Genomic DNA, 20396 nt, shown 5'->3' with positions numbered 1-20396 from the left:
GAGCTTATGCCACAGGGAAAGAATTCAGTTCTAAGCATGCTAAGTAAATATATGGATGTCATCATCGCTTTTGCCGTGGTGGGTGTCATCGGAATCATCATCCTGCCGATGCCGAGTTTTCTTCTGGATATGCTCCTGGTGGTCAATCTTACGATTTCCATCATGATTCTGGTCCTGACCCTTTTCACGAAAAGCGTTCTGGAATTCTCCATATTCCCGAGTATGCTCCTTGTCATGACCATGTTCAGGCTGGGCCTCAACATCTCATCCACAAGGCTCATCCTAAGCGAAGGTGACGCCGGTGGGGTCATCAACGCCTTTGCCACCTTCGTTACGGGAAACAACTATGTGGTCGGAGCTGTCATCTTCATCATCATCACCATCGTTCAGATGGTGGTCGTCACAAACGGTGCCGGAAGAGTATCGGAAGTCGGCGCAAGATTCACCCTTGATGCCATGCCCGGAAAGCAGATGGCCGTTGATGCGGACCTTAATTCCGGTCTCATCGATGAAGCCACAGCAAAAAAAAGAAGACAGGATCTTCAAAGAGAAGCGGACTTCTACGGCTCCATGGACGGTGCATCAAAGTTCGTGAAAGGTGATGCCATCGCCGGCATCATCATCACCATCATAAACCTTGTGGGCGGAATCATCATTTTCTCCATGCAGGGGGACATGACCATCATGGAATCCATCGGTCACTTCGGAAAACTCACCATCGGTGATGGTCTTGTGAGCCAGATTCCGTCCCTTCTCATCTCCGTCGCCTCAGGTATGATCGTCACAAGATCAGGAAACGACAAGAGCTTCGGTTCCACCTTCAGAGATGAGCTTTTCAGCACCTGGAAGGTCATGATGATCGGATCTGTTGTCGTCATCGCCATAGGCCTCATACCGGCATTCCCGACCGTACCTTTTGTAGGGATGGGTATACTTCTTGGCGTATCAGCCTACCTTGTCTATGAGAACGACAAGGCTGAAACGAAGAAGAACATCCAGATGGAGGAGAAAGCCAAGGTCTCCCAGTTCAAGGATACGGAAGAGTCCATCTCCTCCTATCATGTAGAGCCCATTTCACTTGAAATCGGCTACGGCCTGATCCCTCTTGTGGATGAAGGTTCGGACAGCAATCTTGTCGGGCATATCACCTCCATCCGTAAGCAGTGTGCAAACGAGATGGGTATCCTCATCAGTCCCATAAGAATCAGAGACAATCTGCAGCTTGAGCCTCATCAGTATGTCATCAAGATCAAAGGAAACCAGATCGCAAAAGGGGATGTGTATGTGAATAAGTTCCTGGTCATCGATCCGGGCACATCCGATTTCGATCTTACAGGAATTCCTACAACAGAACCTGCCTTCGGACTTTCCGCACTGTGGATCGAAGAGAAGGACAGGGAGAGGGCAGACCTTTCGGGCTACACCATTGTTGAGCCTGTCACGGTTCTTGTGACCCATCTTAAGGAGCTCATCAGAAAGCATTCGTTTGAGCTTCTCGGAAGACAGGAAACCAAAGCCCTCATCGATGAGATCAAAGGCAAATACAGCGTCATCGTGGAAGAGCTTATCCCGAGCATCATGACCCTTGGAGAGGTGCAGAAGGTTCTTCAGAATCTCCTTAAGGAAAATGTGCCCATCACAGATCTTGTGACCATCCTTGAAACCCTGGCAGACAACGCCGTTTCCATAAAGGATTCTGAAATCCTTACAGAGCACGTAAGACATGTGCTCCAGAGAACGATTGTGAAGGACTACCTTGACCATCAGGGAGAGCTTAAGGTCATCACCATCGATGCCCAGCTTGAAGAGCTCATCGGATCCAATATCCATAAATCCATGTCAGGATCCATTCCGGTCCTGGAGCCTGAAATGATCACAAGAATCTTCAACAACATCAAGTCCGCCTATGACGAGGCGCTCATGAAAGGCTACCAGACGGTCATCCTTGCCTCACCAAAAGTAAGAACGGCCCTTAAGAATCTCATCACAATGACATTCCCGAGTTTCGTGGTACTGTCGCTGAATGAGATCCCAAATGATATCCAAATCGAAGTAGTAGGGATGGTGGAATTTCGTTGATCATAAAGAAATACATAGTGAATGACATGAAGGAAGCCCTTGTCCGGGCAAAATACGAACTGGGCAAAGACGCCATCATCATCAGCCAGAAAACCGTAAGACCCGGGAAATGTTACAACCTCTTCAGAAAGAGAATGCTGGAAGTGACCATCGCTCTGGAAGACAGAATCCACGAGAAGAACCTGAAGGATAAGGAAGATTTCAACAGCATCCTTCTGGAACGGACGAAAAGAGACGCCTTTCTGCCTGAAGCGACGAAGAAGAGGAACGAGAAGATCGACAGAATCTTCGGTTCCAATACAAAGGTGAGAGAAAGATGGGAAAACTATTTTCTCGGAAACCATCTGGAAACGGATGAAATCACTCTTCCCCTCATCCGCGACTTCATCGACAGAAGCTATATGGACAACGCCTACACCAAAGAGCAGAAGTTCGGTAAAGTCAATGTCCTTGTCGGACCTACGGGTGTAGGAAAGACAACGACCATTGCGAAGATCGCATCCAAAGCGCTCCTTGAGGACGACAAAAAGGTCGGTCTCATCACCATAGACACCTACCGCATAGCGGCAGTGGAGCAGCTGAAGAAATATGCCAAAATCCTGGGGATAAAATGCGTGGCTGTGAGCGAGCCTAAAGAGATCAGAAGAAAGCTTGCGAGCCTTAAGGACTGCGATTTCATCCTCGTGGACACCATCGGAGCAAGTCCCAAGGATGCGGACAGAATCGAAGACATCAAAGCATACCTTAACGAGCTGCCTGAGGACAGACGCACCTATCTTGCCATCAGCATGTCCTCGGACGTCGACACCAACAACCGCATCATGAAGAAATACAAAGAGCTGAGCTATAATGCCGTAATCCTCACCAAGTTCGATGAAGTGGAAAACTACAACAATTTCTGGAACATGATGGAAAACAATGTCCTGCCCGTTCAGTACTTCTGTCATGGGCAGACTGTTCCTGAAGACATCATGGAATCAAGCCTGGACAACGTTCTCGATTTTCTCTGGAAGGAGCTTAAAGTATGACTGATCAGGCCGAATCCCTACGTAAACGGATGATGGAATCAAAATATACAAAACACGAGTCAGCCATCGCCTCCATCATGGAGATCGCCTCTCCAAGAGAGGAGAAGAAGGCCCAGGATCCCCTTGAGAAAAACGGGTTTGTGAAGATCTATGCTGTGGTCAGCGGAAAAGGCGGCGTGGGCAAAACCAACGTCTCCGTGAATCTTTCCATCGCCATGGCAAAGCTCGGCAAGAAAGTGCTCCTCATGGATGCGGATATCGGCATGACCAATGCGGACATCATCATGGGCATCCATTATGAAAATGACCTGTTCGACTACCTCGAGGGAAGAGTGGACATCGAGGAGATCATTTACGAAGGTCCCATGGGCATCAAAGTGGTCTCGGGAGGAGCCGGTCTTCTTGAGATGAATGTCCTAAGTAAGGATGCTCAGGAAAAGCTCATACGCGAGCTCATTTCGCTGGGCGGATTCGATGTCATGGTCATCGACAACGGAGCGGGCATAACGAAAGAGACCTTAAGCTTCATCACCTTCGCCCATGAAGTGATTCTTGTCACGACACCTGAACCCACTTCCATCACCGATGCCTACCGGGTCCTTAAGACCATCAGCTACTATGAACTGAAATCCTCTGTGAAGCTCATTGTAAACAAGGTGGCGAGCGTAGATTCCGCAAAAGAGACCTATGAAAAACTCGATACCACCTGCAAGGCTTTTCTGGATGTCTCCCTTGAGAACTGCGGATACATTTTCGATGATTCCAGAGTGGAAAAAGCCATTATGAAACAGGAGCCTGTGATTCTTTCTTACCCTAATGCTTTATCTAGTGGCAATATACATACTATAGCTGGTATAATATTGGAAGAAAAAGTATTCATAAACAATATTTCCACTATAAAACAGTTGGGGAATCGTTTCATGAAAATATTTGGAACATAGCGGGTGGCAAAAAAATGGAATGGATTAATATCAGAGGCAAGATTCAGATCACAAGTGAGGACGGCAGCATACTTGAGGCCATGATCACAGACAAGACCGAGGATTCGCTGAACTTTTCGATTCCGGCAGATGATAAGAGATTCAAGTTCTTTCATCCCGGAGAAAAGGTTGAAGCGGTCGTATTTGAACGAAATAAGGGTCTACGGTTTGAAGGCGTCATCGCCGGAAGAATCGCAGCTGAAGCGCCGACCTATACCATTTCTCAGCTCACAGGATGGAAAAGCGTCCAGAGAAGAGACAATGTCCGCGTTCCGGCAAGCGAACCGATCACCTATACAGCGAACCGTTTCATCATTGATTCTGTTTCATTCAGTCCCGATTTAAACCGGGTTGAAGGGGAAATCACAAAATACATGAAACCGGGAGTCATGTCCGACATCAGTGCCGGAGGCATGAAGTTCTCCTGTGAGGAAGACATCAAGGAAGGACAGAAGATCATCATGCGCTTCACAATTCAGAAGAATGTGCTGATACTAAGAGCCACGGTCATGCATCGCCAGCTTATCATCAATCCTTCGGGAACAAGATATTTCTACGGAATCCAGTTTGATGACATCGGGGAAAAGATGCAGGAGATGATCGTGAACCATGTTTTTCAGTTAATGAGAAAAACACAGAGGAAATAAGTTGGGAGGTGACCTATATGGGTTATCCAAGTGCCCGATCAGACAATAACGATATGGTCATAAAATATATTCCACTGGTCAAAAGGATCGTAGGACGAATAGAGACAGGAGAAGGGGACCTTGATAAGGACGATCTTTTCTCCATAGGCATCATCGGACTTCTCGATGCCATAAAGAAGTTCGATCCGTCCAAGGCGGTGCCTTTTGAAGCCTACGCCACCCTGAGAATAAAGGGGAACATCATCGATGAGATGAGAAAGACCGGAAGAGTGTCAAGGGACAGAATCTCCAAGCTCAACGAATATTACGGAGCAAAGGAGAAACTCGAGCAGCAGCTGAAAAGAAGTCCGGAAGAGTACCAGATCTGCGAGGAGCTGGGCATCAGCGAAAAAGAGCTCTCAAAGCTCCATGAGACCGTGCACTATCTCTCCAAGGTGTCTTTTGAAACCACCCTTTTCCATAAGGACGGAAACGAAATTCAGCTGTCGGATCTCATCAGGGATGAAGAGACCGATACACCGGAAGAGGAATTTCTGAAAAAAGAAAGAAGAAGTCAGCTGAGGGAGGCGGTCAGGCATCTCAATGAGAGAGAACAGATCATCCTTGACCTTTACTATGTGCAGGAGCTCACCCTCAAGGAAATCGCCTATGCCATGGACATCTCCATTCCAAGAGTCTCCCAGATTCATGGAAAGATCATCCTTAAATTAAGAGAACTGATGGCATAAAGCCATGGGAAGGAATCATATGTTTTATTTTTTACTGATCCTCGGCTCAGGACTCATTATTATTGGCCTGCAGCAAAGAAAAAGACAGATGCCGGTGGACGCGGAAGAACGTGCACTGACCGAAGCCTTAAGTGATGTATATGCCAGAAGAGGTATGGATTATGAAAATACGGAACTGGCAGCAGATCTTAATGACCGGATGGAAGAACTGGAAAAGACCCTTTTCGAGCAGCTGATGAAATGGCAGCTGGAAAAGGAAGAACTCATCCAGAAACTGGAAGTGCAGGATACGGAGACGCTACAGGATATGAGCACCTCCGTTCCTGATGATATAATACCTGTGATAGATATGAAGGAAAATGAAAGAGAACAGATCGAGCCTCAGAAGACTGATCCGGAAACAAAGAGTGACTTATTGGTGGAGCCGACTTCAAGTGAAGAAGTCAGCCTCGAGAAGAAACCTGTGCCGGACAACATCAGATCCGTCATGGACTATGAGGACGAGGGACTGAGTGTAGAGGAGATCGCGAAGATCACCCGCATGAAGAAAGGGGAGGTTTTACTATTAAAAAACTTATCGAAACACTACAGAAAGTAAAATCAGAGGTGCTGATCGCCCTTGGCAGCGGAATCCTCATCGGAGCAGTACTCATGAACCTTTCGGGTATTATGAGTGTAAACGGAAAGATCGAAGAGAAGGCAAGAGATCTTGGCATGGTCTATCCTGAAGAAATCAGAGTGAATCTGGAAGAGGAGAACAAGTAAGATGATTATAAGAAGTCTTTATAACGTCACAAGGCAGATGAATGTCCTTCAGAAAAAGCAGGAGAACAACTCAGCTAATGCGGCCAATGTGAATACACCGGGTTACAAGATGCAGGACCTCATTCAGAGATCCATGCAGGAATATGAGGTCTATAACCATGCCGGAGGCAGAGACAGCAACATGAGACAGAGTCTTGGGACAATCAATCTGGGTACGGAAATAGACGGTGCCTATACGAACTTTTCTCAAGGTATTCTGAAGGAGACGGGAAGTGCCACAGACATCGCCATAAACGGTCCCGGATTCTTTACTCTAGCAACGGAAAACGGAGAGACGGGATTCACAAGAAACGGAAGCTTCAGAATTGCTGAGGATAACCGACTGGTATCTCAGGAAGGCTATCCTGTTCTTGGGATGAACGGTGCAGGAAATCCTACAGAAATCTATGTCATGGGTGACACTTTCAGTGTGGATCAGAGGGGATATGTAAACGGCTCTGATGTGAGACTTATGGTCACAGCCTTTCCGGAGAACACCGCCTTTGAGATGAGAGGCGAGAACATCTATATGACAGGCACACAGACCCTGGGACTAAGTGATGCCGAAATCAGCCAGGGGTATCTTGAAAGCGCAAACGTCGACATCATGGATGAGATGATCAAGATGATGGAAGTCTCGAGGGAGTTCCAGTCCAATCAGAGAGTGCTTTCGGTCCTTAATGAGACCCTGCAGAAGACAGTGAACGAAATCGGACGAAATTAGGAGTGGGATATAGATGTTTAACGGTTTAAGAATCGGAACCACAGGAATGAAGACAGCCCAAAGGGTCATGGATAATGTCGCGGATCAGATCGCAAATTCAGAGACAAACGGATACAAAAAGAAGGAAGTGAACTTCAGCGAGCTTCTTCGAAACGAGATCGGCTCCAATCAGGTGGAGCTCTCCCAGAATGCGGAAAACGCAGCCATCGGAGCAGGTTCAAGAGCGGTTATCTCCAAGACGAATTTCAACCAGGGCATGATTACGGAATCTGAAGGCGTTTATCATATGGCCATTGAAGGAAACGGATATTTCGGAGTAACTGACCCCCAGGGTAACCTTATGCTCGCAAGAAACGGCGCTTTCCAGAAAAATGGAGATCAGTCCATAACCGATGAGGAAGGAAATCTTCTCAGCATGGAGACCTATATTCCTCAGACCCAATGGGGTGACAGCCAGTTCATCTCCATAAGCTCAGAGGGTCTCATTTCAGGAAGAACTGCTGAAGGGCAGGTTCAGAACCTGGGGAGAGTCATGCTCTATCAGGTGGAAAGTCAGGATCAGCTTGTAAGCCTTGGTGAAGGAAAGTATATGGCAGGAAACAACATTCCGCTCTATAACTCCGCAGATGATCCGGGCAGAGCCTATGGTAATGTCAGGCAGAGAGCCCTTGAAAAATCCAATGCGGATATCGTTCAGAGCATGACCGATATGATCATCACCCAGAGAGCCTATCAGGTCAATGCCAAGAGTGTGACCACGGCGGATGAGATGCTTGAAGTCATCAATACCATCGTATAGAAACTGCATGGAAGAGATGGATAGCCTGACTGCATAGAATAAGAAAACCCATAAAAAATTCAGACAATAACAGTGAAAAAGCTGAAAAACGTTCTTCAAATGAACGTTTTTCAGCTTTTTGTATTTCAATTCGTAATAAGATCAGAGTGCATCGTATCTATTCTGTTTCAGGATCTTTCCTGCTTCCTTGAGATAGAATCTCCAGAAGATCATCCAGTGATCTGAGGATGACATCCACGTCATACTTTGGATTGTCGATGCCCTTGAAGGTGCTCATCAGCGTGTTTTCTTTACACAGCTTATTGCAGGAAGAGTCAACTCCGATGAGGGATACTTTTCTCTGATCGCTTTCGCAGATATGGTGTTCGATATAGCCGACCTCAATGAGCTTCCGGATGGCTTTGGATGCAGCGCTTTTCTTCATGCCGAGTCTGTCGCAGACACTCTGAAGATCGGTGTGGGGATTGTTCTTGACGTCGAGCACGATCATCAGTTCTGAAGGGTTCAGGTCTTCTTCTTTTGCGATTTCGGAAAGACTTGAGTTCATCAGATGGCTGATTTTCAGAACCTTTGTATATAGAGCGTCCATAATTTCAAAATTCATGAATGCATCCTCCTTTGCTTATGAGGTAGGGCAGGAAAATCCGGAAAAGTCCGGATTCTTAAGAAACAAGCTTTGAATACCCGAAGGTATCAAAGCCTGCTTCTGTTTATAGGATCATTATATCGTCAATCTGTCTACTTTTCAACTAAACCTTCAGGCTCTGATCTATAGAGGTTAAGGCTTATGGACTATTCATGATCCGTTTTCAGTCTGATTCTGATGTGTGCGGGGTCATACAGGTATTCTCCATCATCTTCCATGAATGTTTCAACATCAGCCTCTTTCAGCCTCTCTTTAAGAGCAAGATATTCCTCTTTGCCGTCAAGGATAAGGGTATAGTAGTCAAGGCCTGCCGCATCCTTTGGAGCGGGAAGGTCTGTCCCTTTCCAGGTGTTGAATGCGACGACATGATACTTTGCTTCTTCAAGTCCCACATCACCCATTCTGAAACCTGGCATCATGAGTCCTTCGGAAAAACCGATGACATCTCTGTAGAAGGTAAGCATGCCTGAAAGACTGGATGCGTAAAGATGGATATGGCCCATTTCCATGTTCTCCAGTGGGGTCCCGGGATTTTCATTCTCCTTAAGTGTCCTGTACAGCTCTTCAAGATCAAGGGGATCTCTTCCCTCTGTCAGTGTGCCGTCATTGTAGAGAAATTTTAGTTCTCCATCTTCGGATACATAATTTCCACGATCTCCTGTACGGATATAAAGCTCAATGTCATTACCTTCCAGATCTTTGAGGTAGGTGGTTTTGGACATACCGTGATCTGTGGGGTAGTTCGGATAGCTGAGGGAATAGAGCCAGGATATGGCCTTTGCCAGCTCCTTTTCACTGGGATAGAGAAGGGCGAAATGGTACATTCCTGTGGTATTGCTGTATCGTTTCAGATCGTCCACTTTTCTCAGATGAAGAAGAGGCTTACTTGTGTCTCCGAGAACGGCATGGTCTTCGCTTTCTTCATGAAGCGTCATCTTCAGAACCTCCTGATAGAAAGCAATCTGTTCTTTGAGATGCTTCACTTTCAGATGAACAACGCCTAAACGGGTTTTTTGTGACAGCTTGGGGCTGCCTGTGGTATAGGGTACAGTTTTCAATCAGCTCACCTTCCTGATGGTTTCAAAAGCTCTGGTCCAGAGAATCACTTCATCCAGCATGGTGTTTGCGTTCACTGCATGATAAGGCGCTGGTGTGAACACTGAGAAGTTTTCAAAGTCTGTCATGAGAGAGAAAGAGACCATGGTTTTAACAGAAGCGAGTGAACGCTCTGCGTTTATACCTCTAAGAGACTGAATGGCGAAAGCTCCGCCCAGTCCGCCGTATCCTACATATCCTACTGCCTTGTTTCTGATCTCAGCATCCAGATAGTCCAGTGCGTTCTTGAATGCTCCTCCCACTGATCGGTTGTACTCAGGAGTGACAAAAACATATCCGTCAAAGGACGCGATCTTACCTAGCCATGCACCGATGGCTGCCATCTGATCCTCTGTGGCTTCTGCACCTAAGAAGGGCAGGTTGTAGTCTTTAAGATCCACCAGTTCATATTCCACACCTTCATCATTTCTCTTGACGGCAAAGTCATGGATCCATCTGCCCACTGCTTCTCCGTTTCTTCCTTGTCTGACGCTACCTACTATAATTCCTATTTTCATGATATTTCCTCCGCATAAATCTATTTTATTATTTTTATTAGTCCACTTTTCAACTAACTTGAATTCATCATAATACAATTTAGTCTACTTTTCAACTAATTTTACAAAATATATTTAATTCTTTTTCACGAGTACGCTAAAATCCTTGAGTAACAGGGTATGCGGGAACCGGAACCAAAACTCGATTGTTACAGGGTTTCAGTAGGTAAGCTGAAAGACGGATTGCAGGGGATTGCATTTTAGTAAGAGACCCGTTTTCAATTATCCGGATCGGCGTGTAATGAAATGATGTTTTTACACATTTCTAGGGTCTCTCCTCTATATTTACTTCCGGATACTGGTTCACAGAACATAAATAGGATATGATGAGTATAGCAATCACTATAATTATGTATGAAAAAGGAGCATTGATATGGCGAAAAAAGAGAAGAGATTTAAGGTCAAAGAAGAAGAAGGGTTGGGATTCGGTGCAATCCAGATCATCGTCGATACGGTCACAGGAGTGAACTATGTTGCTGTGGGTGGGGTCAATCCTACAGGAATCACGCCTCTTCTGGATCATGATGGAAAGACTGTTATCGATCTGCCGGGTACATCAGGAAGATGATCCTAGACTAGGAAATCTCTACGCGAAAGCAGAAGAAGGTGAGGGAATATGATTGAAATAAGACCGCTGAATATGAATGAACTGAAGGATGCCATCGATCTCAAGGTGAAGTGCTGGACGGAGGAGTTTGCAGGTGTTTTCGAGAATACACTGGATTCTCATGAGGAACTGAATTTCTTTACTTCATGGGCAAGGAGCGAAAAAGAGAATGCGGATAGAAGAATTCTTCTTGGGCTTTCTCAGGAGATAAACTTGAAGGAGCCGCCTTCGGAAGCTTTGCAGAAGAATATGATGGCGTGAACGCCATGGAGCTTAACGGGCTCTGGATAGAAGAATCGTTCCGTGGACAGGGAATTGCTCTTCTGCTTCTTAAAGAGCTTACAGATGCGTATATGAGCATGGGAAGAGAATCTATGGTTGTGTATAATCATCACCTGGCCCCGAGTAATGCCTTCTATCATAAACTTCATGGGCAGGTAGTCCGGCAGGAAAGGCAGATGGATGGACATCTCCTTATTGATATCTTCAAGCTGGATCTTCAGGAACTTAGCGGCGTGATCGATGAGAAATTGAGAGGATACAGATAAGATTTCCAAGAAGTTAAAGAGATGTGCTATACCGTATGATCTCAATACCAAGCAGAATAAGAAGACGGAAATTTACTTTAGGAGGGGTAGGAATGAGTAAGAATGTATGGAAACTGACCTTATGGGCAGCAGCTGGTGGAATTGTCCTGCGATTTTTCACCCAGCTCATCCTGAGCTTCATGATGAGCGGTGAAGCTGAATGGACAGATAAATCAAACAACATCATCTTCGCTATGCGTATGATCATGAGTTTCGCTCTGTTTATCGGAATCGGTCTTATGCTGAAAAAAACCTATGATAGAAGAACGATGATGAAAGCATCTACACTGTTTGCACTGATTCTTGCTGGAGTATATCTTCTGGAGCAGAGCAGCTTCTATAGAAGCGGATATATGCCTCTTCTTTATTATCTCTATCTGCCCGGTGAAATCTTCAGCTGGATCACCTATGCACTGCTGAGGACTATCGGCACAGAGAATTACTCAAGGCTTATGGCTATACCCGTCATGCTGGCACCTTATCTTTTCATGATATTCACGATCGGACCTGACTCTTCGAAAGATAATAAATTTGATGCAGAAGGAGCGGATAAGAATGAAATTTGAAATACAGGGAGAATATCCGGTTTTACGATGTATGCTTGACCGTGGAGAAAGCATCGTTGCAAGTTCAGGAAATATGTCCTGGATGACGGACAGGCTGGAACTTGAAACCTCAACAAGAGGAGGCTTTCTGAAAGGACTGGGAAGATCTTTTTCAGGTGAAAGCATGTTTCAGAATACCTATACCGCTATGAGCGACAATCAGGAAATTGCATTTGCCTCCTCACTTCCGGGGGAAATCCTCCATGTCAGAATGGAAGGTCAGAGCATCATCGTGCAGAAGAATGCCTATCTAGCCTCTACAGATCAGGTCAGCTTCGAAGTGTGTTTTACCAAGAGGTTCACGGCAGGTCTTCTTGGTGGGGAGGGGTTCATCCTTCAGAAATTCTCCGGAACTGGGGATCTGTTTCTGGAAGCGGATGGTTCGCTCATCGAATATGACCTTAAGAGCGGAGAGTCCATACTTGTGGATCAGGGACATGTCTTCATGTTTGATGAGAGCGTATCCTACAGCATCGAAACCGTTAAAGGTCTTAAAAAGGTTGTTTTTGGTGGGGAGGGACTGTTTCTTGTGAGACTGACAGGACCTGGCATGGTCAGGCTTCAGACCATGCCGATCAGCACTCTTGCGTCTAAGATCATTCCCTATGTTCCCTCTAAAGGCTGATGAATAAGTAAGGCGGATCTATTAGAGCGGATATCTTAATGGGCTTATGTCAGCAGGCTGCTCCTGGCAGCAAAAAAAGGAGAGAAAAGCGATGAATGATGGAATCACAATTGCCGTTACGGTATTTTTCGGATTTTCCTTTCTTCTTGGACTGATCAATTTCATCAATCCAAGATTTCTGTGGAGGACTTTTCAGAAATGGAAAGCAACCGAAGTGCCTTCGAAAAGCTACTTCATGTTTCAGAGATTTGCAGGGCTTATTGCCATGCTGATCATCGGGTACTTCTTTCTGATTCCCTATATAGGGAGCAGGATGTAAGTTGATTCTTCTTTGTTATGATGATCATTGTAGAGATAAGAGATTAGAGATAAGTTTTAAGGGATTGTCATAATCCCTTTTTTATTGCAGTTTGTGACATTTGAGGATCTGACTGCACCTGCGTCTGGTACGTTATATTTTTATATTTGCATGACTTAACATCCACATGAATTTGACGATATCACTAACACATAGGATATTATCACCATAACAAATGAAGACTGAAAATGGTCAGTCCAGGTTACAAAAGATAGGAGAAAGTAGAAATGAAAATCAAATGGAAAATTGCACTGACCTCAACGGTCATCATCGTCATTCTGACCACATCGATTTTATGGGCAACGCAGACCCGTGTAAGCGGTCTTTTTTACAGGGAAACCCAGAAAGAGCTCAGTCACTATTCAAGCATCGGTCTCACTCAGCTGGAGAAACATTATCCGGGAGAATGGTCAGTGGAAAATGGTGTTCTCTATAAGGGAGACTACAGCTTCAATGAGCACTTTGAATTTGTTGATGACCTGACTGGCGGCACTGAAATCCTGGCAACACTTTTTGCCGGGGATACAAGAATATCCTCAAGCATCAAGGATGAAACCGGAAAGAGAATCGTTGGCTCCAGGGCTTCAGATGAAGTTTTGAAGAGGGTTATTTCTGAAGGAGAAGCCTTTGCCGGTAAAGCGGATATACTAGGGAAGTCAGCACAGACCTCTTATGTTCCTCTTCGAAATGATGAAGGTGAAGTTGTCGGCATGTGGTTTGTCGGCGTATATACCGATGTCAAAAATGCAGGTATGAAAGAAATACTGATATTCATCGTAGGTCTTGCATTCTTCAACCTGATTCTGGGTATTCTTCTTTCCTATTTCCTTGGAAGAAGTATAGCCAAAGGAATCAATAGAAGCAGGCAGGAGCTTAAGGCGCTTGAAGAAGGTAACTTCACCGCGGATGAGCATGATACCCATGCCTACAGAAAAGACGAGATCGGGGATATCGCCAGATCCTCTAACCATATGAGGGAAACCATAGCGGACATCATAAGGCATGTACAGGAAGAATCGAAGGTTCTTAAAGATGTCGGAGAACAGTCTGCAAAGAATATCGAAATGATTCATGACCATATCCAGGAGATCTCTGCAACCACAGAGGAACTGTCTGCCAGTATGCAGGAAACCTCCGCAGCATCTGAGGAAATGACCGCATCAGCAGATGAAGTCATGAATCTTGTGGAGAGCATCAAAGACAAGACAGATCATGGCAGCACACTGTCCAAGGACATCAAGACCCGTGCGGAGCATCTTAAGGATGATGCGGCGAAATCGGAAAAGGATGCGAAGGTGATCTATGAAGAAACCAACATGAACCTTCGTGAGTCCATAAAGAAGACCAGTGCGATAAACGACATCAAGGAACTGTCTCAGGCGATCCTTGCCATCACTTCCCAGACTAATCTTCTGGCGCTTAACGCTTCCATAGAAGCGGCAAGAGCAGGAGAGGCAGGAAGAGGATTTGCTGTTGTGGCTGAAGAAATCAGAGTCCTTGCGGACAGCTCAAAAGAAGCGGTATCGAAAATCAATGACATTACCGTCAATGTTTCCGAAGCGGTTAATGGAGTGGTCAAGGACGCGGAGAAGCTCCTAAGCTTCATGGACGACAAGGTTATTCACGACTACGAAATGCTGGTGACAACCAGTAAGCGGTACAATGAGGATGCAGATCAGGTTAGAGGCCTTGTGGGTGAGATCGATGAGATGTCAGACACGTTATATGGCTCCATGGAGCAGATCAGAAGTGCGATCATGGACATCTCGAAAGCTGCATCAGAAGGCGCTGAAGGCTCATCTCAGATCGCCCAGAAAATCTCCGATATTGCCATTCAGACAACCGATATCGTAAGTCTTTCAGAGAAGAGCAGCAGAAGTGCTGAGGAAATGGAGAAGAGAATAGGCTTCTTCAGAATTTAGCCTCTGAATTATAACGAAGAAGAGACACGAAAAAGAACGTAAAAGCACTGATATGCCCGCTATGATCATTTCATGCGGACGGCTTAGTGCTTTCTGCATTTTTAGAATAAAAGGAATAGGGTGTGGAGAAACATGAGGATTATCGCTGCTTAAGATGAGGGGATAAACATGCGTAAAGCGAATACAAGTCTTCGATTCTATGTTTCAAAGAAATCTGTCTTATGGAGCGATTTAAGTGTCATTTCAATTCCTTATACATGACGATATGTGGCCCAAGACCCGGGTAATCAAATACTTCGCCGTATGATTTGAATCCTGACTTTTCGTAATAGCCCTTCACCTCTGTTCTTCCATTACACCAGATGATTTCAGTTCCGTCCGATTTCAGTCTCTCTTCAGCATAGCTGATCAAAGTGCGACCTACGCCCATATTTCTGAAAGAGGGTAAGGTAGCCATTGCCCGTAGATGATACTGTCTGCCGCTGCTGAAGGAAGGGTGGTTTTCAGGATTAAATGATGCGATACAGATCAGCTCTTCATCATGAAATACACCTGCATGAAATGTCCCATCCATAAAATCGGTGTCATAGACGCACTCATTAAGGTCCTGATGAGGCCGCAGCACTTTATGCCGTATAGGATAGGTCATCTCAGGTGGAATCTCTTTAACTTCGAACATACTCTCTCTCCTCCGATATTTTAAGTGTCTATGTTGTACCGATTATTTAGGAAACATCGATGAGAATCTCATTCCTTCTTAGAAAAGGCGGAATGAACGGCGGATTATATCTGGCCAGCCTGAAGTTTCCAGAGGGCTTCATATTGATCTTTTCTATCCACTTGAGCAGCAGGCTTTCATATTCTCTGATTTTACTTGGATCTGCACTGCCGGAAAAGGTCACGGAAGCTGCCTTCTTCTTTTCGGTCTTCCTGATGGTAATCCTTGGGTTGGAGGGCTCGGGAGGGTTTTCCTCCGTATATTTTTTCGGCATGACAAATTCTGTTGAGACATTATCTTTTCCCAGTTCATTGAAAACAGGGGTTGTCATGGAGATTTTCTGTTCTTCCTTATTATTCCCGCTGATATAGTCGAAGATCTGACGAAATCCGCTGGAACTTTCAAGGCTCTGCTCAAGAACACCTGCAGTATAGAAAGCATCATACTGACGGATTTCGAAACGGCCTTCTTTCTGAATAACTTTATAGGGCGCAGTCTCGTATTTTGACATGGAATCACCTCCGATAGAAGTCTGAATCGTCTTTATTGCCTTCATTATATGCCTAATCTTCTGCTTCTTCTACAGCCTCAGGGAGAATATCGATCAGGATTTCAGTAAGCTGATCAAGGACATTAAGCTGCTCTGATTTACGGAAAATCAGAGTGCCATGCGAAATGCTCATAAGACAGTGAAGACCGGAATCCTCCGCCTCATAAAAGGGGATGATTCCGGTCTTCTCTACTGTTTTTTAGGGGTGATGTGACTGTATGCTACTCTGCCATGAGTGCAAGCGCCAGTGCGCCTTTTATACCGGATTCGGTGCCCAGAGACGGTTCAGTGATATAATGCAGAAGATCGCCGAGCTGGTCAGTCTTCACGTATCCATTCAGCTTTTCCGAAAGGATGCGCCTGATTTCCGGAAACATACGGGTTCTGCCCATGACGCCACCGCCAAGAACAATCTTCGTTGGAGAAAGAACAAGGATATAGGACATGAGCGCTTCTGCAATGTAGGATGCGATATAGTCGAAGGACTTATGATCATCGGGGATTTCTGTTCCTTTCATTCCTGTTCTTTTTTCATTGGCAGGACCTGATGCCATTCCTTCAAAGCAGTTTCCGTGGTAGGGGCATGAACCTTCGAAGGTGTCTTCAGGATGTCTGCTCATCAGGATATGACCCATTTCAGGATGAAGCATGCCGTTATGAATCTTTCCATCTATAACATAACCTCCACCGATACCGGTGCCTATTGTGATGTAGAGGAGAGTATGCTCGTCTTTGTAGTCACCGAAGGTGATTTCTCCAAGGGCGGCTCCGCTGACATCGGTAGAAATTTCAACGGGGACACCCAGATTCTTTCTGAGATTGCCTAAAATGTCGTAGTCTGCCCAGGCAAGCTTCGGTGTTGAAGTGATGAAGCCGTACTTTTCCTTATCTTTATTGAGCTCCAACGGGCCGAAGCAGCCGATGCCTAGCGCTTCGATGTTCTTTCCCTTAAAGAAGTCATGGATCTCCTTCATGGTTTCCTCCGGATTTCTTGTGGGGATGGAAATTTTTTCGGTAATCTCACCTTTTTCATTGCCTACAGCCAGGACAAATTTTGTGCCACCTGCTTCTATTGCGCCTAAAATCATGTTTTTTCCTCCTAATCATTATGACTGTTCTTTATTCAATCTATTATCTTTATATTGTGTCAAGTTCAAGGGTATGTCAACGTAATTCATGATATATCTCTGATAACTGTTTTTGGTCGGTGGAAAGCTTTGTGGTACTCTCTTCGTATGGAATCGCACAGGCATGAGGAATGCAGATACGCCACAATGCCAAAATCCAATACAGAATTCTGGACTCAGAAGTTCGTAAGAAATACCGAGCGTGATATCAGAGTCTATGAGGCACTCAAGAAACAGAACATCAAAGTGATCATCATCTGGGAATGTACAGTAAAGAAGATGATGAAGGATGAAGTCTATAAAAATCAGATGATGGCAGAAATCGCTGATGCGATCAGAGAAGAGGGTAGAGTGCTGACTGAGTTTTGAAGAACCGAGTACAGTTTATGCGGACCGCCATTTCGGCGGTCCTTTCAGTTTCATGAAATAAGAGCAATAAAAAAGGGCGGTTGCCCTTTTGACCTAGCAATTGAAATCATTCCAGTTGACCGGTGAAGACTTTCCGCTCTGCCAGTCTTCACTTGTCATGCCGTAACCGACTGAATCATAAGGGACACCGTCCAGACCGACCCAGGCATTTCTGTGATGGGATTCCTTAACATAACCGCATTTATGGAATACGCATCTCATGGCATAGTTATCCTGCCGGGTATTGGCTTCAATTCTCAGCTTCTCGGGATACTCGGTAAAAATAAACTCCGAAAGCCATCTGACTGCAGCTGTTCCGATGCCTATGCCCTTAAATTTTTTGAGAATCATGATGTCAAACAGCGGGTCTCCGTCTTCCAGATCATATATTCTGATGATGCCTGCATTTGTTTCTTCATCGATGAGGATCCAGAAGGTTCTGCAGTTTCCCCCGGTATAAAACTGATTTTCATATCTTGATCGGATCCTTTCCGGATCCGGATTCGGGGTTCCATAAAATGACCAGCTATCTGAGGTCAGAAATTCTATAAGGGTATCAATTTCATCTATAAATTCCTTAAAGCGTAAATTTACTGTAATTCTGCCTCCCCGTTTTTTCTTCAATTCTGTGGACAACTTGCGGGTTGATGATTGTGTTTTGGTATGTCTATGTAAGCATATCACAATCTGAACAAACAATATATCATCTGGTTATAGAATGTGATCCGCTTCATCTGAAGCAGCTGTTCTTTAGAATGGCTGTATCTAGAAGGAGAAGAGGTTCAAGGGATTCATGATTTCCGTACCCGTTACCTTCATAGTGGTTTTTTGCTTGTAGCGTATTCACGTCAGAAAGTATCGCATTAGTTGATTAAATTAACCAGAATTGCGTATGAATCCATTGTTTATTGATTCACCATATCCCATAATGTAGACATAGATAGAAAAAATGTTCTGAAGAACTGAAAGGATAAGAGGTGCATGAATGAAGGAAATCAATATCGCAAAGATCATCGTCATGAATAGAAAAGAGAAGAGAATCACCCAGGATGCTTTAGCGGATTATATCGGTGTGACGAAGGCTTCAGTTTCAAAGTGGGAAACCGGACAGAGTTATCCGGACATCACCATTCTCCCAAAACTTGCTACTTATTTCAACATCACCATAGATGAGCTTTTAGGGTATCTGCCGCAGCTGGATAAGGAAGAAATCGGTAGAATCTATCATAAACTGGCTGATGATTTCGGAGAGAAGCCCTTTGATGAGGTGATGGAAAAAGTCGACGCTATCATTGAGAAGTACTACTCCTGTTTCCCGCTGCTGTTACAGATGGCGCTTCTTCTCCTCAATCACCATATGCTTGCGACAAGTGAGGAGAAGAAGAAAGAGGTGCTTGAGAAAATCATCACCTTGTGCAGACGAGTCAAAGCGGAAGGTGATGACGTGTGGCTTGCAGGTCAGGCAAATTCCTTTGAAGCTATGACTCAGATGGTGCTTGGTGATTCCATAGAAGTGCTGGATCTTCTGGAAGGTACCATAAAACCTGTTGTGGGTGATGAGGTGACTCTTGCTGGTGCATATCAGAGTATCGGAGAATTGGACAAAGCGAAATCGGTTCTGCAGATCAGCATGTATCAGCATGTCCTCAGTTTCATCTCTACAGGCGCATCCTATCTTATGCTGGAAGCGGCGGATGAAGAAACCTTCAGTAGAGGGCTTGAGCGGCTGCTGCCTGTAGCAGAATCCATGAAACTCATAGAGCTTAACCCCAACGTCATGGCCCAGGTCTATTACACTGCAGCGAACGGACTGGCTATGCATGGGAAATACGATAGAAGTCTTGTGATGCTCAAGGCATATGTCAGAGCATGCAAGAAGCTCATCTATCCCTTCGAACTTCATGGAGATGAATTCTTTAATCGGATCGGTGAATGGTTCAAAGAGCTTGATCTTGGCAGCGGACCGCCAAGAAGCGAAAAAGTCGTGAAAGAAGGTATGCTGCAGGCCGTTACCATGAACCCCGTATTTACTCCACTTCAAAATGAAGTGGGCTACAAAAATATAATCAGTGAACTGAATGAGTTCATAGGAGGAAATTAAAATGCCTGAAAATATCAGAGAATACCTGCCCTTCATCATCCCGATCGTTATCCTGCAGCTCACGCTGACCATCGCTGCGATTATCCATATCCTGAGACATGACAACTATAAATTCGGAAACAGACCCATGTGGATTCTTGTTTCCTTCATTCAGACCATAGGACCCCTTGTGTATTTTATCTTCGGAAGAGGTGAGGATTAGTGGAAGTCCTGAAATTAGACAATGTGACAAAGAAATTCGGAACCCATGAAGTCTTAAGAGGAATCAGCTTATCTGTTAAAGAGGGATGCATCTTCGGTTTCATCGGGCAGAATGGAGCAGGTAAAACCACCACCATGAAGATGATTCTGGGACTGCTTAAAACGGATCAGGGAGAAATCGAAGTCTGTGGAGAAAAAGTGCATTTCGGAGAAACAAAAACAAACAGGAATGCCGGGTATCTGCCCGATGTTCCTGAGTTCTATGGATATATGAGTGCAGAGGAGTATCTGGCTTTATGCGGTGAAATCACCGATATGCCTAAGGCGAGAATCAGAGAAAGAAGCCAGGAACTGCTTAAACTTGTAGGCCTTGAAGGAAACAGGAAGAAGATCAGGTCCTACTCAAGGGGAATGAAACAGAGACTGGGCATTGCTCAGGCGCTTCTTAAGTATGACGGGCATGCCGTCTGACTGTGGTGAAAGTCCACAAGGGGCGTAGT

The 20396-nt window shown here is 45.1% G+C and carries 26 protein-coding genes and 1 pseudogene; 20 read left to right on the top strand and 7 right to left on the bottom strand.

Annotated features, from left to right (window positions below):
• The first annotated feature begins 6 nt into the window (after positions 1 to 6).
• From flhA to RTX25_RS05320, 9 genes are read left to right on the top strand one after another with little or no spacing between them, the layout of a single operon-like run.
• On the top strand, positions 7 to 2079 hold the full coding sequence (flhA, locus tag RTX25_RS05360) for a flagellar biosynthesis protein FlhA (RefSeq protein ID WP_312651441.1): 2073 nt from the start codon (positions 7 to 9) through the stop codon (positions 2077 to 2079).
• Entirely contained in the window at positions 2076 to 3107 is a 1032-nt protein-coding gene (locus RTX25_RS05355; protein WP_312651438.1) for a hypothetical protein, read from the top strand. The genes flhA and RTX25_RS05355 overlap by 4 nt, the downstream gene beginning before the upstream one ends.
• Positions 3104 to 4048 (top strand): MinD/ParA family protein, encoded by a 945-nt coding sequence (locus RTX25_RS05350; RefSeq protein ID WP_312651435.1) that lies wholly within the window; start codon positions 3104 to 3106, stop codon positions 4046 to 4048. The genes RTX25_RS05355 and RTX25_RS05350 overlap by 4 nt, the downstream gene beginning before the upstream one ends.
• Positions 4049 to 4062: 14 nt before the next feature.
• Positions 4063 to 4734, top strand: coding sequence for a PilZ domain-containing protein (locus RTX25_RS05345; RefSeq protein WP_312651433.1), 672 nt, complete (start codon positions 4063 to 4065; stop codon positions 4732 to 4734).
• Between the two features lie 17 nt (positions 4735 to 4751).
• Positions 4752 to 5462, top strand: coding sequence for a FliA/WhiG family RNA polymerase sigma factor (locus RTX25_RS05340; RefSeq protein ID WP_312651431.1), 711 nt, complete (start codon positions 4752 to 4754; stop codon positions 5460 to 5462).
• A gap of 19 nt (positions 5463 to 5481) precedes the next feature.
• Positions 5482 to 6060 (top strand): hypothetical protein, encoded by a 579-nt coding sequence (locus RTX25_RS05335; protein WP_312651429.1) that lies wholly within the window; start codon positions 5482 to 5484, stop codon positions 6058 to 6060.
• A gap of 8 nt (positions 6061 to 6068) precedes the next feature.
• On the top strand, positions 6069 to 6227 hold the full coding sequence (locus tag RTX25_RS05330; RefSeq protein ID WP_312651426.1) for a hypothetical protein: 159 nt from the start codon (positions 6069 to 6071) through the stop codon (positions 6225 to 6227).
• Between the two features lies 1 nt (position 6228).
• Positions 6229 to 6990, top strand: a complete 762-nt coding sequence (locus RTX25_RS05325; RefSeq protein WP_312651423.1) for a flagellar hook-basal body complex protein — start codon at positions 6229 to 6231, stop codon at positions 6988 to 6990.
• A gap of 13 nt (positions 6991 to 7003) precedes the next feature.
• Entirely contained in the window at positions 7004 to 7789 is a 786-nt protein-coding gene (locus RTX25_RS05320) for a flagellar hook-basal body protein (RefSeq protein ID WP_312651421.1), read from the top strand.
• A gap of 157 nt (positions 7790 to 7946) precedes the next feature.
• Here the strand turns inward: RTX25_RS05320 and RTX25_RS05315 are convergent, their stop codons facing one another.
• From RTX25_RS05315 to RTX25_RS05305, 3 genes are all read right to left on the bottom strand, one after another.
• Complete coding sequence (locus tag RTX25_RS05315) at positions 7947 to 8393, bottom strand: helix-turn-helix domain-containing protein (RefSeq protein ID WP_312651418.1); 447 nt, start codon at positions 8391 to 8393, stop codon at positions 7947 to 7949.
• Positions 8394 to 8581: 188 nt separating this feature from the next.
• Positions 8582 to 9493: a VOC family protein gene (locus RTX25_RS05310; RefSeq protein WP_312651416.1), complete on the bottom strand. Its 912-nt coding sequence runs from the start codon at positions 9491 to 9493 to the stop codon at positions 8582 to 8584.
• Positions 9494 to 10048 (bottom strand): NAD(P)H-dependent oxidoreductase, encoded by a 555-nt coding sequence (locus RTX25_RS05305; RefSeq protein WP_312651415.1) that lies wholly within the window; start codon positions 10046 to 10048, stop codon positions 9494 to 9496.
• Positions 10049 to 10460: 412 nt separating this feature from the next.
• On the opposite strand from RTX25_RS05305, the gene RTX25_RS05300 reads away from it, so the two are divergent.
• From RTX25_RS05300 to RTX25_RS05270, 7 genes are all read left to right on the top strand, one after another.
• Complete coding sequence (locus RTX25_RS05300) at positions 10461 to 10655, top strand: DUF6440 family protein (protein WP_312651413.1); 195 nt, start codon at positions 10461 to 10463, stop codon at positions 10653 to 10655.
• A gap of 48 nt (positions 10656 to 10703) precedes the next feature.
• Entirely contained in the window at positions 10704 to 10955 is a 252-nt protein-coding gene (locus tag RTX25_RS05295) for a hypothetical protein (protein ID WP_312651411.1), read from the top strand.
• Positions 10956 to 10960: 5 nt separating this feature from the next.
• Positions 10961 to 11242: a GNAT family N-acetyltransferase gene (locus RTX25_RS05290; protein WP_312651410.1), complete on the top strand. Its 282-nt coding sequence runs from the start codon at positions 10961 to 10963 to the stop codon at positions 11240 to 11242.
• 92 nt (positions 11243 to 11334) lie between these two features.
• On the top strand, positions 11335 to 11847 hold the full coding sequence (locus tag RTX25_RS05285) for a hypothetical protein (protein WP_312651408.1): 513 nt from the start codon (positions 11335 to 11337) through the stop codon (positions 11845 to 11847).
• The gene (locus RTX25_RS05280) at positions 11837 to 12511 is read left to right on the top strand and encodes a TIGR00266 family protein (protein WP_312651405.1); all 675 of its coding nucleotides are present in this window, start codon (positions 11837 to 11839) and stop codon (positions 12509 to 12511) included. The genes RTX25_RS05285 and RTX25_RS05280 overlap by 11 nt, the downstream gene beginning before the upstream one ends.
• Positions 12512 to 12602: 91 nt before the next feature.
• Positions 12603 to 12830, top strand: coding sequence for a DUF6199 family natural product biosynthesis protein (locus RTX25_RS05275; protein ID WP_312651402.1), 228 nt, complete (start codon positions 12603 to 12605; stop codon positions 12828 to 12830).
• A gap of 266 nt (positions 12831 to 13096) precedes the next feature.
• Positions 13097 to 14791 carry a methyl-accepting chemotaxis protein gene (locus tag RTX25_RS05270; RefSeq protein ID WP_312651399.1) on the top strand — a complete coding sequence of 565 codons (1695 nt, stop codon included), beginning with the start codon at positions 13097 to 13099 and terminating at the stop codon, positions 14789 to 14791.
• Between the two features lie 238 nt (positions 14792 to 15029).
• Here RTX25_RS05270 and RTX25_RS05265 read toward each other — a convergent pair whose 3' ends face one another.
• The 3 genes from RTX25_RS05265 to RTX25_RS05255 all read right to left on the bottom strand — a co-directional run bounded on the left by RTX25_RS05265 (position 15030) and on the right by RTX25_RS05255 (position 17147).
• Entirely contained in the window at positions 15030 to 15470 is a 441-nt protein-coding gene (locus RTX25_RS05265; protein ID WP_312651396.1) for a GNAT family N-acetyltransferase, read from the bottom strand.
• A 46-nt stretch (positions 15471 to 15516) separates the two neighbouring features.
• Complete coding sequence (locus RTX25_RS05260; protein ID WP_312651393.1) at positions 15517 to 16020, bottom strand: heme-binding protein; 504 nt, start codon at positions 16018 to 16020, stop codon at positions 15517 to 15519.
• A 260-nt stretch (positions 16021 to 16280) separates the two neighbouring features.
• Positions 16281 to 17147 (bottom strand): ROK family protein, encoded by an 867-nt coding sequence (locus RTX25_RS05255; RefSeq protein ID WP_312651391.1) that lies wholly within the window; start codon positions 17145 to 17147, stop codon positions 16281 to 16283.
• A gap of 186 nt (positions 17148 to 17333) precedes the next feature.
• Between RTX25_RS05255 and RTX25_RS05250 the strand changes: the two genes are divergently transcribed.
• Positions 17334 to 17555, top strand: a complete 222-nt coding sequence (locus RTX25_RS05250; RefSeq protein ID WP_312651388.1) for a hypothetical protein — start codon at positions 17334 to 17336, stop codon at positions 17553 to 17555.
• A 93-nt stretch (positions 17556 to 17648) separates the two neighbouring features.
• Here RTX25_RS05250 and RTX25_RS05245 read toward each other — a convergent pair whose 3' ends face one another.
• On the bottom strand, positions 17649 to 18218 hold the full coding sequence (locus RTX25_RS05245; protein WP_312651385.1) for a GNAT family N-acetyltransferase: 570 nt from the start codon (positions 18216 to 18218) through the stop codon (positions 17649 to 17651).
• A 361-nt stretch (positions 18219 to 18579) separates the two neighbouring features.
• On the opposite strand from RTX25_RS05245, the gene RTX25_RS05240 reads away from it, so the two are divergent.
• The 3 genes and pseudogenes from RTX25_RS05240 to RTX25_RS05230 form a co-directional block, all read left to right on the top strand.
• On the top strand, positions 18580 to 19695 hold the full coding sequence (locus RTX25_RS05240) for a helix-turn-helix transcriptional regulator (RefSeq protein ID WP_312651382.1): 1116 nt from the start codon (positions 18580 to 18582) through the stop codon (positions 19693 to 19695).
• A 1-nt stretch (position 19696) separates the two neighbouring features.
• A complete protein-coding gene (locus RTX25_RS05235; RefSeq protein ID WP_312651378.1) occupies positions 19697 to 19897 on the top strand; it encodes a PLD nuclease N-terminal domain-containing protein in 201 nt (66 codons plus the stop codon).
• A pseudogene (locus tag RTX25_RS05230) lies at positions 19897 to 20343 on the top strand (ABC transporter ATP-binding protein); the annotation flags it as partial. The gene RTX25_RS05235 and the pseudogene RTX25_RS05230, both read left to right, overlap by 1 nt.
• Between the last annotated feature and the right edge of the window lie 53 nt (positions 20344 to 20396).

Source organism: Proteiniclasticum sp. (genome assembly GCF_032054185.1).
In the GTDB taxonomy this organism is placed as follows: Bacteria; Bacillota; Clostridia; order Clostridiales; family Clostridiaceae; genus Proteiniclasticum.
This window is presented reverse-complemented; position numbering and strand designations above follow the sequence as displayed.